13 protein-coding genes and 1 pseudogene are annotated in these 14,915 nt (G+C 56.7%); 3 read left to right on the forward strand and 11 right to left on the reverse strand.

All coding sequences use genetic code 11. The annotated features are described in order from the left end of the window. The 5 genes from E4K65_RS44965 to E4K65_RS44980 form a co-directional block, all read right to left on the reverse strand. A partial coding sequence (locus tag E4K65_RS44965; RefSeq protein WP_135179544.1) for a transposase occupies positions 1-217 on the reverse strand: 217 nt, incomplete at its 3' end. Between the two features lie 369 nt (positions 218-586). Then, positions 587-835, reverse strand: coding sequence for a DUF6894 family protein (locus tag E4K65_RS50155; protein ID WP_430649063.1), 249 nt, complete (start codon positions 833-835; stop codon positions 587-589). A gap of 1,056 nt (positions 836-1,891) precedes the next feature. Continuing rightward, positions 1,892-2,092: a hypothetical protein gene (locus E4K65_RS44970; RefSeq protein ID WP_135179545.1), complete on the reverse strand. Its 201-nt coding sequence runs from the start codon at positions 2,090-2,092 to the stop codon at positions 1,892-1,894. 137 nt (positions 2,093-2,229) lie between these two features. Continuing rightward, a complete protein-coding gene (locus tag E4K65_RS44975) occupies positions 2,230-2,445 on the reverse strand; it encodes an HTH domain-containing protein (protein WP_135179546.1) in 216 nt (71 codons plus the stop codon). Positions 2,446-2,674: 229 nt separating this feature from the next. Next, complete coding sequence (locus tag E4K65_RS44980; RefSeq protein WP_135179547.1) at positions 2,675-3,748, reverse strand: cellulase family glycosylhydrolase; 1,074 nt, start codon at positions 3,746-3,748, stop codon at positions 2,675-2,677. Between the two features lie 106 nt (positions 3,749-3,854). Between E4K65_RS44980 and E4K65_RS44985 the strand changes: the two genes are divergently transcribed. After that, positions 3,855-4,943, forward strand: a complete 1,089-nt coding sequence (locus E4K65_RS44985; RefSeq protein ID WP_283813939.1) for a glycosyltransferase family 4 protein — start codon at positions 3,855-3,857, stop codon at positions 4,941-4,943. Between the two features lie 16 nt (positions 4,944-4,959). Here E4K65_RS44985 and E4K65_RS44990 read toward each other — a convergent pair whose 3' ends face one another. The 4 genes from E4K65_RS44990 to E4K65_RS45005 form a co-directional block, all read right to left on the reverse strand. Next, positions 4,960-5,922, reverse strand: a complete 963-nt coding sequence (locus E4K65_RS44990) for an NAD-dependent epimerase/dehydratase family protein (RefSeq protein WP_135179549.1) — start codon at positions 5,920-5,922, stop codon at positions 4,960-4,962. After that, on the reverse strand, positions 5,919-7,058 hold the full coding sequence (locus E4K65_RS44995) for a glycosyltransferase family 4 protein (RefSeq protein ID WP_135179550.1): 1,140 nt from the start codon (positions 7,056-7,058) through the stop codon (positions 5,919-5,921). Before E4K65_RS44995 ends, E4K65_RS44990 begins: the two co-directional genes overlap by 4 nt. Positions 7,059-7,320: 262 nt before the next feature. After that, positions 7,321-8,631 carry an O-antigen ligase family protein gene (locus tag E4K65_RS45000; RefSeq protein ID WP_167771678.1) on the reverse strand — a complete coding sequence of 437 codons (1,311 nt, stop codon included), beginning with the start codon at positions 8,629-8,631 and terminating at the stop codon, positions 7,321-7,323. Next, the gene (locus E4K65_RS45005) at positions 8,624-9,841 is read right to left on the reverse strand and encodes a glycosyltransferase family 4 protein (protein WP_167771679.1); all 1,218 of its coding nucleotides are present in this window, start codon (positions 9,839-9,841) and stop codon (positions 8,624-8,626) included. Before E4K65_RS45005 ends, E4K65_RS45000 begins: the two co-directional genes overlap by 8 nt. Positions 9,842-9,962: 121 nt before the next feature. Between E4K65_RS45005 and E4K65_RS45010 the strand changes: the two genes are divergently transcribed. After that, the gene (locus tag E4K65_RS45010) at positions 9,963-11,300 is read left to right on the forward strand and encodes a lipopolysaccharide biosynthesis protein (protein ID WP_135179553.1); all 1,338 of its coding nucleotides are present in this window, start codon (positions 9,963-9,965) and stop codon (positions 11,298-11,300) included. Between the two features lie 61 nt (positions 11,301-11,361). Here E4K65_RS45010 and E4K65_RS45015 read toward each other — a convergent pair whose 3' ends face one another. Beyond that, positions 11,362-12,789 carry a GumC family protein gene (locus tag E4K65_RS45015; RefSeq protein WP_135179554.1) on the reverse strand — a complete coding sequence of 476 codons (1,428 nt, stop codon included), beginning with the start codon at positions 12,787-12,789 and terminating at the stop codon, positions 11,362-11,364. Positions 12,790-13,206: 417 nt separating this feature from the next. Between E4K65_RS45015 and E4K65_RS45020 the strand changes: the two genes are divergently transcribed. Then, positions 13,207-13,656 (forward strand): NUDIX domain-containing protein, encoded by a 450-nt coding sequence (locus tag E4K65_RS45020; RefSeq protein ID WP_135179555.1) that lies wholly within the window; start codon positions 13,207-13,209, stop codon positions 13,654-13,656. Between the two features lie 687 nt (positions 13,657-14,343). Here the strand turns inward: E4K65_RS45020 and E4K65_RS48050 are convergent. Next, positions 14,344-14,915, reverse strand: a pseudogene (locus tag E4K65_RS48050) (hypothetical protein); the annotation flags it as partial.

Below are 14,915 nucleotides of genomic sequence, written 5' to 3' on the forward strand. Positions count from 1 at the left end.
CGCCTGCTGCTTCTCGCAACTGGCGGCGCCAACCAAACAACTGCTGCGGCGACAATCCATGCCGTCGGGCCACGGAACACACCGAGTCGCCACTCGCCACGATCTCGGCGACGATCCGCGCCTTGTCGTCGTCGCTCCACTTCCGCCGACGACCGGCTCCGGTGAAGACCTCAAGCCGCCGCACCGGCTCCGCGATAGCACTATGCACTGTGTCCATTCTAAGCCTAACGGTCCGAACAAACCGCAGACTCGCAGATCACCCCGTCATCCGGTAGGTGGCCGCTGAACAGCGCTTACGTTGAAGTCGAGGTCTTCCTGCTTGAGGTCGATCGTGACTTGGTTGTTGGCGTTGGATGCCTTGACCGATCAGCAGGCGCAGAAGGCTAAAGCGCTAGCGGAACAGGGCCAGGGGAATCGTCAGGCGGTTCAGCCGGCAGTCCGCAGGAGGGCACAAGTCGTCCCGGCAGAAAAGACGATCGAACCGGCCGGTAAAATTGCACCAGTGATCGTGCTTGCGGGAATGCAGCGAAATCAGAGATGCTGTTGACGCCGAGGATCCCAAGCTCCTGAGCAGCTGTAAGACGGGTTAGTTTAGTACGTTACGTTGCGTGACCGAAAAGTTAACGACAAGAGACGTCTGTCCGCCGATTCCGGGACTGTCAGTCCTAGACACGCCAGTTAAGGTCCTGCCACACGGTCCTTCTGCTCCCTCGTTGAGGATTCTACTGTTCAATTCGATCGCTGCGGCTTGCGCAGCGGCGATATCGGGAAGCTCCGGCCCTACATCATCGAAGGCAGAAATGCCGTCGTGAACGTGGAAGAAGAAACGGGTCATCCGCGCGGCCCCCAAAGAAACGGCAGCGAGAGCGCGCACTCTCCGCACGCCAATGTACTTAACGAGGTAAAATATACCGGCGGTGCAAAGGCGGAGAGGACGCTCTTTTGAGGGAGATGGAATGCCTCTCCGGTCGCGATACAGTCAGCGGGAGCTGAGCCGATGTCCGGGCTCCGGCGTCTGCAGCAGCCGGGCTCCCTCATTTCTTCGCTTTCGGCCCACTCTTGTGCACATCCTCGGCGATTTCATCCATAACGGCCTTCTGGTGCTTGGCACTAAACCCGCCGCCGAGCGCCGCAGCGAACATGTCTAGCCTACACTGCTCTGCCCGCGCGAGGGTCTTGCCTCTTCTTCGGCCGTGGTGCTTTCGACCCCCTTGGGGCGCATTCGACGGCTAGCCACGTCATCAAAGTAGAAATATTGTCTGGGATGCGCAGCTCGTAACTGCCGCAGTCGGGCACTATCGCCTGACGTATGATACGGATGCGCATGCGAAGGGTTCCATAACGCGCGCTATGGTGGGAACTTCTGCGGCCGCCACGGTAAGGCGGCACGCGGTCCGGAATAGATCGGGGTCGATCTCAATCTAGGATTTGAAAGGAATTGAAAACCAAGAGGAGGCAAAAATGCGCGTCTTTTCCGTCTCATTCTTCGCATTGGCTTCGCTAGTCCAGGCTCATGCACAAGGGATAGTCCAAGACACGGTTGGGACGGGCAGAAAGCCAGAACCTAGTCTCAGCGATGCCTGCCACTACACGATAGGTGGGTATTCACACGAGGTTCCGGCGGGCCGGAACCTCTGTTGGCGGGTACCATATCCGTACTTGTCGGAGTACGGGCTATTGCACTGTGACCCGAAAAACAACTTCCAGGAGATAGCTATGGTGAGGCGCGGCGATCCTCGCTGCGACCGATACGAAATCCGTCAATAATAGGGGCTGCGCATCGGTGTCGGCCATGCACTCGACTAATCCCCTGACCGTTCAGGCGAAGGGCCTTCCGCGTGCTGGGCGCCGAGCGCGTCACCCTAAGCCACTGCGACTTGAACAATCAGCGTTACGCCTGACGCTTGCGTAAGAGCTGTAGTTGCTGATCAAGCTTAGAACGCTCGCTGTTCAAAGCTATCTCTTGCTCACGCACATCGTGGCCATCATGCTCAAGAACTTCGATCAGAACCTGTTGACCTTCGATATAGCGCTGGCGCTCTGCAATTCCGCGCCTCAATTGATCTAGCTCCGAATTAATTACTGCGGTCAAACGCAATCTCCTTTCCGGCGTTGTCGCCGGGGAAAGCCGAAAGCCTACTGCGAAATGCCTGCGAAAACGTTGCGAGAAACGCCGGCCGGAACGGGGGCAGCCCGTGTCTGACAAATGCCAGCTGAGACGAGGCTCGCTCAGCCATTGGGCCACTGCGTGAAGGTTTCGCCGCTCTTTCGGCTGGTCCGCCCTCGCTGCTTGTGAAAGCGTTGAATACGGCCGTATATCGCCTGGCGGGATCGCCCAAGCCGTTCGGCGATTTCGTCAGCTTCGACGCCTTCGTTGAGAAGTGAGCACAGCGTAGCTTCTTCGTCCGGCAACCAAGGCCGTGCCGTTGCGCGATTGTTGGGCATCGATAATCACATCGGAAGTGCAACCCGAAAACAGTAGCGCCGGATCGTAAATGAATGTCTAAATACAAACGCTCGGCAGGGCTCCGGTATCGACGATCAAGGGTCTCGACGAGACGACCAACGCTTGCGCAAACCGCAGGGGCGCTATTGTTTGGCGGACTCATCGGCAGATGCCGCCGGCGCTGTGGGTTGCTGCCCTCCGACGATCGAACAATGTGATCTCGGTCCGTTAGTTCAAGTCCATGAATGCCGCGTATGAGGGCTTTCGAGAATTGTCGAATCTCAGGAGTCCATAGTAGCAATCGGGATCAGTCTTGCCCTTCGGACACCAATCTCTGAAATTGTACCAGAAAATTGGCCCGAGATTTGGCTGTTGCGACGCGAGTTCGAAAGCCGATCTGAGAAGTTGGACCTGAGCCGTCTCGGAAATAACTGTATTTGCTTCTCCGTCCGTCGGAGCGCCGTATTCGGTCACCCAGATGACCTTTTCCTGATCGTGGTACCTAGCCATGATCCCTCGCAAGCCATCCGAGCTTTCCATTTGCTGCCAAGAATTTCCGTCTATCCGATCCGGAGGACTCGGCGACGTGTATGGATGATTGCCGACCGCATCGAAGAATTGTCGCGCCCCGTTCTTGTATAACGTATCCAGGAATTCTGCAGCGCGCATGGTGGTACCGGTGTTATTTGGCTGCGCTAGGCCGCCTGATATGACGGTGGCACCGCTGTCGACGTTCTTGATGGCTTCGTAGGCAGCCTTTAGCAGCGCAGCATACTGTGGGGGCGACGGGGCCGGCGCCCAGCTGCCACCAAGATTCGGCTCATTCCATATCTCCCAATGGCGAACACCTGCAGATGCGTACCTTGTCGCCAAGTACGCAGCGAACCGGCCGAACGCACTTGGGTCGGCCGGAGGATATGCCGGCGGCTTGTGTCCGCCGTTCGCCCATGCGGGACAGAAATAGATCAGGCCCAGGACGGAAATATTGAACTCGCGGGCTAAAGCGACGATCCGGTCATGCTGCTGGATATTGTACGTATCCTGATTGTCCGGCTGGATGCGATTCCAGTCAAACTCCACTCTCAGCCATTTGACGCCAACATCCCTGAACTCTGCAAACCGGGATCGGAGCTCCCACGGCGGCATGAAGAGAAGATCGCCGGCGTTCATACCCTTCTGCAGAGGACCGCATCGGCAAACAGATGGGAAGCCAAGTACCAGCAACAAAACAATGAACCCCGTCACTCGCTTCGCCAAATGCTGGACTTGCCTGCCGTCGCCGCCATTCATCGTCGCTTCCATCGAGCATCCCGTTGTTCTATGTGTATCATATACTCGATCGATCGATTTTTTCCGAACTCGATAGAGCGACGAACACTGGTGTGGACGAATGCGCGTAGTTCATATTATGGCCGATGGAAATCCTGGAGGAGGTCCAGTCGTCGTAGAAACATTATGCACCGGGATGGCAGCAAGGGGCGTTGAAACCGCCGTCATAACGCAGACTGGAAGTTACTTTTTCGACCTCGCAAACGCAAAGGGGTGGACGACGTTTGGCCTCGATTTCAGCCGCCGGAAAAACGTCATCAGGATATCGCGGGAGATATCGGAGTTGCTCGAGCGCCAAGCGCCGGAGGTCGTTCACGCCCATGGCGCAAGGTCGGCACTGCCCGTATCTCTTCTGCCTCGGAGCAAGCGTCCAGCCCTCGTCTACACGATTCATGGCTTCCACTATGACCGAAAAGGTACCGGCAGCCGACAGTTCTTCAAGCTGATGGAGAAGCTGTGCATCGGCCGCGCGGACCGGATTATCCTTGTCGGCAAGGCGGATGAGGCTTTTGCTCATAAGGAAGGACTGATCGACGATCCCCAGCGGTGGAGCCAGGTCTATAACGGCGTTGAACTGCCGGCGGGATGCGCAATCGCCCCGCAACCCGAATTCGACATCGTCTTTGTGGGACGCCTGCATCCCCAGAAGAATCCGCTCGCACTGCCAACGATTCTGGCGGCAATGAAGAGGCCACACGTGACGATGCTAATCATCGGCGGCGGTGAGCTAGAGGCATCCGTGCGCGAAAGTTGTAAGAGACTTGGGGTCGAGTCCCAGATTACCATGGCCGGTACGAGGTCTCGAACTGATGCGCTTGAGTTGATGTCCAGGGCGCGTATCTTTGTACTGCCCTCGCTCTGGGAGGGCGTTCCGGTTTCGGTGGTCGAGGCGATGAAAATGGGGGTGCCGGTCGTCGCATCAAGGATTGCCGGCAACCAGGAACTTATACACCACGGCGAGACCGGACTGCTCGCCGACCCACAGCTCCCCGCAGAATTTGCAGAACATATCTCGTCGCTCCTTGACTCCCCTCAACTGGCGCAATCGCTCGCCGCGAGGGCAGCGTCGTTTGCGTCAACGGCATTCACGATCGAAAGCCAGGTGACGGCGCATCTACGCATCTACGAGAACGCCATTTCGCAAAGTCGCCTCCGTCGCCCGCGCTGAAGACGGCAATCGGCATTCAGCGATTGCGCAACTGTTCAACGAGACTGGGCGCGAAATCGGGGTTTCTCCAAAGATCCGCCAGCGCCGTGGTGATGTTCTGCCTTGGGGACCAGCCGAAATCGGCTTGAATCCTAGCGATGCTCGCTTGCAGAAATGGCCGGTCGACCGCCCGGGCGCGCGATGCATCATGCTCAACTTCAATTGGAAGCGCCGTGAGCGACCGAAGTTCATCCAGGATCATCGACACCGAATATTGCTTGCCGGTGCCCAAATTGACCAGTTTCGTTTCTCCAGCGGGAATGTCGCCATATAGCGCAACCCGTCGGAACCCCTCCGCCGCGTCCTCGACGTGGATGTAGTCGCGCTGGGGCCAGACATTCCCGAGCCTGATCCTGGTCTTCCCCGCCTTTAGCTGGTGGACGATTTCGGGCAGGATATGCGGGCTGGTTTCCCCCGGCCCAACCACGTTGAAAAGCCTGACAATTGCTCCTTGGAGCCCTCTCTGTTTGGCGAAGTATCGCACATAATGCTCGGCGTGCAATTTCGTCATGCCGTAAACGTCGGCTGGCTCCACTGCCGAGATCGCCTCATCGTGAGGCGCACTGTCTGGATGATAGACCGCGCCGCTGCTGGCGAAAACAAAACGCGCGCCGGCCGGACATGCGCGCACAAGATTCATCGTGCCGAGGACGTTGACTTCCTCGGCATGCACGGGGTCGCGTTCACACTCTGGGATGAAGTGAATTGCGGCGAGATTGATGATGACTTCGGGGCGAAATCGCTCCATGACATCCGATACCGAGCGCCAATCCCGAATATCGACCTTCTCCAGCACAATATTGGTACTTTCACTCTCGCCGAAGCGATTCCCGAACTTCAGCGCGTCTACGACACAAACGAGGTGCCGATCCAGCAACTTTCTAACCAGCTGGCGCCCTACGAAGCCAGCACCGCCCGCAACCACAATTCTCCGCTTCATACGGCACTGGCTTCCCTGAAACGGCCGGAAATGGATAGAGGTCGATCGTCGGGGGCCGGAGCAACCAATTGCTCAAACTTATCCGCTATCAAAGTCCAGGCGAGCCCCTTTGCCGCCGAACGGCCTGTCCCCGAGTAGTGGTCCCAGCGTGCGATCACGTCACCCACGCCTTGGGCAAGATGGTCCGGAGCCGGAAGTGTCACCACTCCGCAATCATAAAGGCGCACGACTTCCTTTGTGCCGTTCATTTCATAGTCGCATGTAACGACTGGAAGACCGCTAGCCATCGCCTCGGCGACAACTCTCGGAAAGCCTTCCCGCAGGCTCGAGATAACAAGAGCTTCGGATTTGGAAAAGAGTTCGATCTTCTCGCGATCCGAGACCAAGCCAGGCAGGACAATGTCGGACGCGTATCGGGAAATTTTCGCCCGTTCTCTGATGTCGCCAAAAGCGGGCCCATCGCCTGCCAGGGTGAGCGAACCGATGTAGCCCCGATCCTTCAGCAACTCAAAGGCGTCGATCAGCAATGGAACGTTCTTGTGGGACGCCATCCGGCCGAGATAGCAGATCCCCGAGCGCCTACTCCGAGGAAGCGAGCGATAAAGCTCGATATCAATTCCACTGGGGAGCGTATGCACCGGACCAACGCTGAATTGCTGGATCGCCTGGCCGACAGCGTCGCTCACCGCCACGTTTCTGGCCACGAACCGCGGCAGGAGGGCTTGAATGGTTCGGTAGAAGAGCCCGGTACGAATTTCGCACCAATGCATCACGGCCTTGGCGCGCTGCGATTTCGGAATCGTGACCGCATGCAAGAGCGGCCACTGATTCAACAACAGCACATCGTAGTTCGATTCCCTGGCGACCCGCCGAATGTGCAGTGCATATTTGATGATTGTCGGCCAAGCCCGCTTCATCATCTTGAAGCGCGGCGATTTGTAAAATACATCTATCGGGTGCCGAAAAATCGTTATCCCGTCCATGTTCTCAACCGTCGCCAAATTGGACGCATGCCCGATGCAATGAACATCGATCGTGTGTCCGTTCTTGACGAGTTGTCGGGAAAGCCCTTCAAAGAATAATTCCTGTCCACCCACGCTGGGAGCGAATAATTCAATAAATACTCCAATGCGCAAGCTGTACCGCCTTTCAATACTCGATAACCAAAAAAACTAGTTCCAATCGCGAAACAACGCCACTGGCTGCTCAATAGTAGCCAAAGATAGGACACAATCGTCCAACTTATGATTGTTTTTTTCTATCATAAAATGGAGAGTCAGTGAACACTGAAAATGTAGGCAATTTCACAATCTGCTACGAGGGAGCGGCTCGGCCGCGCAGGGATGTACGGATTAGCCCGATCTTTGGCGCAATTCCAAAAAGGGGAGTACGAGGTTCTTAATCGGTAAACGAGGCCCCTCCCCGGACACGGCGCCCCCCATTCCGCCCTCTCTGGTGCGCGCCGATATAGGCAAACACGAATGTCACGACTGAGGTCGGATCGAAGAAGCGGATCTCTGCCACGTTTAGAATCAGAAAGAAAATCAAAAACCACTCCGAGAAATTTTCGGGGCGATCGATGTAAGGCCGCTTGACGCCAGATGATGTTTGCGCCCTGAGAAGTGGCTTAAACACCGTAATGATGGTGGCCGAGAGCCCCACCATCCCGAGGTCAAGTAGACACTGCAAGTAGCCGTTATGGGCGCTCAATTCAAACTGTAGGGTCTTGTCCCAGAACAGTGATCCGGGGGAATTTGGCCCCAGCCAGAATACGCCATAACCATATCCCAGCAGCGGCTTCTCCGTCGCCATCTCAAGCGCAAACTGCCAAATGTTCGTTCGTCCGGACAGGGTCACGTCCCTACCGACGATAGACGTGAAGGCATCGGGCGCCGCCACCAGAAACAGCACGCCGCCGACGCAGATCACCACGGTGAGCACGACCAATTCCCGCGGCCGCAATCCCAATCGGGATCTCGCGTAGGCCCAAGCGGTCACGAATCCAATGGCGATCAGCGGCGTTGCGGAGCTCGCCAGAAGCAACGACAGAACACATGCCCCGGCACCACCAAGCCGAATAAGCCGGCGACGACCCGTTTCCCTGACGGCGAGCGAAAGAAATGCGAGATAGCCAATGCCGGCAAATTGACCCAGGATATTCTTGTGATTGAAGAGCCCGCGAAGTTGACCGTTGGTGTCCAGAGCCTTATCCGGGGCGATGAGCAGCCACATGAACGAACCCGCCAGGGCAACGATCACTGCGATCTGCACTAGCTTGGCAAAACGGTGCGAACTCAGCCGGCTGGCCACATACGTTCCCACCGAGAACGTCCCGAACAGCCCAAGCGCCTTTCTGAGGGTCGCCATGGTATCGGACGACCAGGCAGCGGACAGGAAGCAGATTGCGATCACAATTGCGGCCGGCCATCCCAACCGTCGCAGATTCTCCTTCAGCCTCGCGCGTGCCAGCAGATAGACCGAACCAAGAAAGAACGGGGCAAGCAGCGCCTGCCGTATGACATCGCCAGCCTTGTCAATGTTTACAACATCGAGATAGCCGGGCTCGTACTCAGCCTGAAGACCGGTCACGCCGGGCACGATATCCGCAGCGATCAGGAGATAGCAAACCAAGGTTGAAGCAAACAGCACCTCGCTCAGCCGAGCGTTCGCCATGAGTGAGTGCGGTCTCGTCGTCTCGAACTCAACCATCGACGGCAAGCTCGCCGTGCGCCATGCCAGGCCGGGTTCGCCCCCGCAACAAAGCATGCGCAAACTCGTTGGGGTCACTGGTCACGATCGCATCGGCGAGCAGCTTGTTCGGCAGTCCACGCACACCGACGGGAGTGCTGACAATCCTCTTTCCGAACGATAACGCCTCCAGCACCTTGATGCTGACGCCGGTGCCGGCGCGAAGCGGCACCGCCGCAACACGAATGGCGCTGTAGAATTTCGATACGTTGTCCAGACGGTTCCATACAGTGATATTGGCGACCCCCTCGATGAGCGGCCCTACCTTGCTCGAGATGCCCCCGGCAACCAGCATGCGAAACTCCGGCGCCGCCTTCCGGATGATCGGCAGTATCACGTCCCGCAAGTACAAGACTGCGTCGAGATTCATCACGTCATTCGAGCCAATGAAGCCAGCATCGAACGCTTGAGCCGCTGTCTCGTGGGCTTCTTGAACGGGGGCGACGTAGGAAAATGGCTTGTGAGAGAGCTTCGCCGTCGATTGATTTATGGCTGAGTAGTTGGCGAATTCATCGGCAGACTCCACGCGCACCAAATGGCAAGCGTCGAATATTTCCGCTTCAGCCTGCCGCGAACGTGCAACGTCAATTCGCTCGAGGAAATGCCTTATCCAGGCATTTGCATGATCGCGCAGGATCTCTGGCAAATTCAGCACATCAAACAATCTCTGATATGTCGCGCGGTAGGCGATCGCTCGGTTGACAAAATCATCGTGAGCACTCATCACCACTAGCGGTTTTCGGCTATTGGACAATTGAGGTAGGACCCGACCGAGCAATTGAACCGATTGCGGCTTGGCGAGATAAATCACGTCGACCTGCCACTCGTTCAACCTCCTGGCGATCCATCGCGAGTTTCTGACGGTGTTGGTAAACAGAAATGGGTGGGACGACAGGACATTGCCGGTCAGCGCCCGCTGCACCTCTCTCCAGACTTGACCGATCGCACCAAGCAGATGCCCCCCGCGATTCCAGCCAGGCAACAGGAGAAAGTCCGAAAATTGCTCCTGATAGGCCGAGTTCACTTCGCTCGATCCCGCCAACTGCGGGTCCCGGAAGAACGAAACGCAATAGACCTTCCAGCCTCGCTTTTTGTAGGTCTCGACTATGGTGTAATACAGCCAACCCGACGCATTCTTGGACGGTAAGGGAAGGAAGAGTTCGTCAGTCACGAAGAGTATCGAGCGCCTCGTCATTGATTAACCTCTGATCGCAATACGCTGGGCATTCGCCCCGTAGATTGATAACGGATGCGTGCCGGCGACAAGCGGTGGCACGAACAGGACAGGTGGGATGATCCGCAACGCATTCATCAAGCGGGCGATAGGCGCGCTAACGCTGTTGTATTCCGGGACATTCCTTGCAGCCTTATTCAACTTTATTGCGCAACTGACATTGGCTCGATCTATGGATCTGGAGGCTCTCGGTACGATTGCCGCCCTGTCGTCTATCATAAACCTTTTAGCATTGATCGGCATGGGAGGAATGAACTGGTTTCTACTCCAAGTGGTTGGGAGAGAGAGCGAAGAAGCTGTTCGCTGGTACTTTCCCGCCGCGCAACTCGTGGCACTTCTCACCGGCCTTGGCATCGTCGGCCTCGTGGCGTATGCGCTGACGATCGCAAAATTTCCCGCTTCCGAACGATTGCTGTTACTGGCGGCCTCCGTTCCGATCCTATTGGGACAACTGGCTGTAGAACTGTCGTCGGTCCGCTATCAGATCGAGCGGAGCGCCGGTCAGGTCGCCTTTTGGCAGATCGTCACCCAGCTTGGGCGCGCAGTGGTCGCCCTCTGCCTCAAAGCATTCACCATTTCAAGCCTGCGGGCAGTGCTCGTGGGATTTGGAATGATGGGAGCGATCGCCGTCATTTGGAGCCTGGTTGCGGTTCCGGCCCGATCCTGGGGGCGACTTCTGAAGAGCTATCGGCACCCCCATCCCTCGGTGCTGGAGACAGCCCGCTCGGCTGGCCCCTTTCTGTTGTTCGGCGCGATCTATCTCATATTCTTCCAGGGGCCGATTGTGGTTCTGGAGTACATCCGGGGCGGGACCGAGACTGCTCAATACAACATCGCATTTCTCATTGTCTCTGCGGCGATGATGTTTCCCTCCGTCTTCTACTCCAAGTTCATCGCTGAAAGGATCTTCCACTGGGGCCATCATGACCGCGCAAAATTCGCGGCCGCATTCTATGTGTCAGCCGCGCTGATGGCCTCGGTTGGCATCCTCGCAATGGCCATCCTCGTGGCCACCGCTAGCAGGCTGATTCCCTGGATGTTCGGATCGAGATACGTTCCGTCTGTCGACCTTCTGCTGGTAATGAGCATTGGAATTCCGACAAGGTTCCTGCAAAGCGCTTACAGTTCGCTGCTCGTGACCGGACCGCAGACGATACCGCGAGTCATATACCTTGGTCTCGCAGCCTTTACGGCGATCGCCGCGTCCTGCATTTTCGTTCCGGCCCTTGGCGCGTTGGGCGCCGCCTATGCGACCGTCCTGGCCGAGTTCGTGCTCTTCCTCCTGTCCTGGCGGGGGTTATCGATCTATGTCCCCGAGATCAGATCCATGGGCTGGCTCAGTCCGCAAACCATTAGGCAATCCATCGCGGTTCTGGGCGACAAGCCCGCACACTGAATTGATCTAACCAGACAAAGCGAAACTCCTCGAACCGTTTGTCGTCGGAGATGTTCTCCGCCTAGCTCGGAAAGAACATATAGAAACGGACCGTACGCAGGAAGCTTGCAGCGACGTATGTCGGCGGATTTCGATGAGCTGAGATCAGCTGCAACGCGCAAGCCACTCCAACCGCAGTCAGGGCGGACAAAAAAGAACCAATTGCCAGAAACAGCCATACGCTGCGCCCTGCGGTTTCAAATGGGACGGACGCAGACTGCGCGATCTTGATGGCCGAAAGATTGTTCTCCGTCATCGCCGCTGCGATCCGCTTTTCACCCGCGCGCGAGGTGATTTCCGAAAGCTCTTGCTCTGCCGAGCTGAGCTGCCTCTTGAGGCGATTGGTTTCGGCCTCAAGGCTGGCTAGCGTGACAAGTTCCTTTGCCACGTTGCCCAATTCGGCCGTGTGAGCCGACTCTGCGGCGCGCAGCCCTGCGATCGTCATCTTCAGGGTCAGAAACTGCTGCGTGGATTCTTGATAGAGCTTCACAAGCAGCAACGGAGGATCGTCCCCAAATAGATTTCTATTGTAGGGTAAGGGAACTGCCGCTTCTGGCGCCGGCTTTGATGGATCGCGAGCCTGCGAAGCGCGAGCGGCGTTTGGCCTCAATTGGCCGATCTGCTCCTCGACAACCCTCAGCTCCTCCTGCCGCTGCGCCAGTTCGGTTCGCACCGTTGCCACCGACTTGGCGAGGTCACTCTGGCGGGTAAGCAAGAGTTTCTTCTGCTCATCGATTGCGTAAGTGCGATTTGCGGTCATAAAGGCCCCCAACACTCCGGCCGCTGTGGCTACCTTGCGCTGAAGTTGGTCCACCTCTCCATGGAGGAAATCAGCCGCTCCAGCCTGGGTGTAGAGAGCCCTGTATTTGCCGAGATAGCTCTCTGTGAGCGCATTCACAAAAGATGCGGCGAGGCGTGGATCCTCATGCCGAAAAGAAACCCGGATCATGCTGGTCCGCGGTTCGAGCTGCACCTTCAATGCGCGAGCCGCCGACTTGTATGCGCGGTCCTCGTTTTTCATCTTCTTCTGGGCCACGCTCAGATAAGTCAGCAGCTGCGAGAATTCACCGTCCGGGCTCTTCGGGTACAACTTGCCGTCGCCGACATTCTGGATGGCCGACCTGATGACAAATTCGCTGTTTAGCAACTCAATTTGCGAGTTCACGAAGACCGAATCAAAGCCCTGATTGGCTTCGCTTTGCTTGCCGTTGTCGATGAGGAGGGACGCCGCCGCCTCGTATTTGGTATCGAGCAAGGCATGCAGCAATACTGCAGAGAGAATGCCTAAAACGAAAACTGTCGCGGAGATTAACCAATATCGACGAAGCGCACGAAGGACGAATAGCTCCAGGCTATCGGATTGCTCGATGTCCTTTTCGGCCGCCCGGCGGTCCTCAACTTGCGGTCGAAGAATTACCCGATAATCCTGTCGTGGTTCGAGACTGGTCATTGCAACCCCTATCCGCCGGTCCCAAGGATAGGGCCATGGACCGGTCGGAACAATGTCGATTGATGCTCAAATTGCAGCAGAACGAAGCGAGTTTTGGTCATCGCCACTTCGTTTGATAATTTACTGATTTTGTTTACTAAATTCAAACCGAAAAAGGCCCCGGCACAACTTAAAGATCGCAAATCAGCCAATTCTGGGCGACTTCGCTCATCGATGCCTACTTCCCGGGCGGCGATGATATTTCTGCTTCGACAACATTTAGCCTGGTAACGAGCCGCTATTGCGGGAATGGCTACCAAACCCGAACCCCTGCGATCCACTCAAAAGACATACACATCTTCGTTAGGCTAATCATCTGGCCCTGCTTGAGACTGACCGTTATGCTTAACTCGTCCAATGTCGAAGGTAGGTTACGTAATGCCGGATCGTCACATCGCACTAGCGGTCGTGCTCGACACCACCGGCCGTTACCTGTTCCAGCGCCGCGACAACATCCAAGGCATCGTTTATCCTGGAAGACTTTCTTTGTTCGGGGGCCACCGAGAGGCGGGTGAGACCTATTTGGCATGTATTGCTCGCGAACTGCAGGAAGAGATCAGCTACCCGGTTGCACCCGAACGGTTCGAATTTCTGACAACCCTCGACGAATGCGGCGAAGTTGTTGACGGCGACATCGTACGCGGCCACGTATTCCTGGTAAACGGGATCCCGTCAGACAAAATCGTCGTAACAGAAGGTTCGCTCACGATCGTCGATCCCGATGCCCTGATGCGCTCCCTCCCCCATTTCGCCCGCGACTTGACACCAGCATCGGGCTTCGGACTTAGGGCGTTTCTTGAACGATCTGGATGCACCGAAGCGGATTGAGCGCCCTGCCAGGCTCGCCGTTGAAGCTCGACGAACGCGAACTGCTTCGCTCCATCATAGAGTACCTCAACGGCAAGCGAAGGGGCTTCTAATCAATTGTTAACCATATCGCATGAAACTTTTGGGCGCGGGTCTCGTGATGCGCACCGCGCAGGTTTCGGTACGCGATCATGGCCATTCGCACATTGCTTCTCCTGCTCTTGTCCGTCGCACTTGGGAGCTGCGCTTCGCAGCCTACTTGGACATCGGTTCAGGGTTCGGCCAAGCCGGCCACCGGCGCCTCGCCGTTGCGCTATCGATACGCGTGGGACGGTCTGGGGCAAAATCCTAACTTGTCTCGATCGCACCGAGTTTCGAGACAGTCGAGGATACTCGAGCAGGATTCCAACCTGCGACGAGAAGCGGTCCTAGCTGAGTTGCGCCCCTATTCAGCGGCGTGGTGGGTGGTCCACGACGAAATCGAGGCTGATCGGGAGGCAAAGATCGCCAGAAAACTGGTCATCTGCCGGGGATGTAACTCCGAAAGCCAGGTCGGCATGACCGCATCAATAGGTGGGCGCTAGCACCATAGCGTCTGCAGATCAATTCGATCCCCGCTCTTCCCTTCACTAGATGGTCGCAGCGAGGCTAAAACGCGGGAGAAATTTGTTCGGCGAAGAGGCGTAAAAATCGATCATGCCAGCTTCTCTAGGCATGTAACAGATATCCCTCCGCCGAGAATGCATGAAGCGCAACAAAATGTGTATTCTCGGCGGCAAGATGTGCACTGGCATCGAAGTCGAGTCCAGCCAGGTGTAGCGCATCAGTAGAAGCGTGGTATCCATACGAGCTGTTGGATCCAATTTCCGGGTGACTGGCGGGCGTCCCAGAATGGCCGAACACGAACCCGTCGCCGGCGCTTCCAATCCGGACAATCACTGGATCGGCAGTCGTTTGTGGCGTCGAGAGATGTGCAAAATTAAATCCGTCAACTGGCGGATCGATGACGAGGGTGCCGCCGTTTCCATCGCTTGAGAGATTGAACGTTGAATGGGTGTAGTCGCCGGCTAGCGTGATGTGCGCGGTATGGTTCTGGGCGTCCGAGACGGTGAGTACCCCGCCCGATGTGTCACCTGAATAGGCGAACTTCGTGCCTGATCCGAACGAGATGTCCTTGAGATCGAGAATATCCGAGCTGGACGGATCACCGTTGCCGGAAAGGCCGTAAATCGTGCCAGTAAATTGCGTGGAATGATCGAGAGTGAAGGTACCGGTGACGC

Source organism: Bradyrhizobium niftali, from assembly GCF_004571025.1.
GTDB classification, from domain to species: domain Bacteria; phylum Pseudomonadota; class Alphaproteobacteria; order Rhizobiales; family Xanthobacteraceae; genus Bradyrhizobium; species Bradyrhizobium niftali.

Coding starts and splice junctions, on each gene's coding strand:
- E4K65_RS44985 (WP_283813939.1), top strand. CDS start 3,855: ATGGCCGATGGAAATCCTGGAGGAGGTCCAGTCGTCGTAGAAACATTA.
- E4K65_RS44980 (WP_135179547.1), bottom strand. CDS start 3,748: ATGGAAGCGACGATGAATGGCGGCGACGGCAGGCAAGTCCAGCATTTG.
- E4K65_RS45015 (WP_135179554.1), bottom strand. CDS start 12,789: ATGACCAGTCTCGAACCACGACAGGATTATCGGGTAATTCTTCGACCG.
- E4K65_RS44975 (WP_135179546.1), bottom strand. CDS start 2,445: ATGCCCAACAATCGCGCAACGGCACGGCCTTGGTTGCCGGACGAAGAA.
- E4K65_RS45010 (WP_135179553.1), top strand. CDS start 9,963: ATGATCCGCAACGCATTCATCAAGCGGGCGATAGGCGCGCTAACGCTG.
- E4K65_RS50155 (WP_430649063.1), bottom strand. CDS start 835: ATGACCCGTTTCTTCTTCCACGTTCACGACGGCATTTCTGCCTTCGAT.
- E4K65_RS44990 (WP_135179549.1), bottom strand. CDS start 5,922: ATGAAGCGGAGAATTGTGGTTGCGGGCGGTGCTGGCTTCGTAGGGCGC.
- E4K65_RS45020 (WP_135179555.1), top strand. CDS start 13,207: ATGCCGGATCGTCACATCGCACTAGCGGTCGTGCTCGACACCACCGGC.
- E4K65_RS45000 (WP_167771678.1), bottom strand. CDS start 8,631: ATGGTTGAGTTCGAGACGACGAGACCGCACTCACTCATGGCGAACGCT.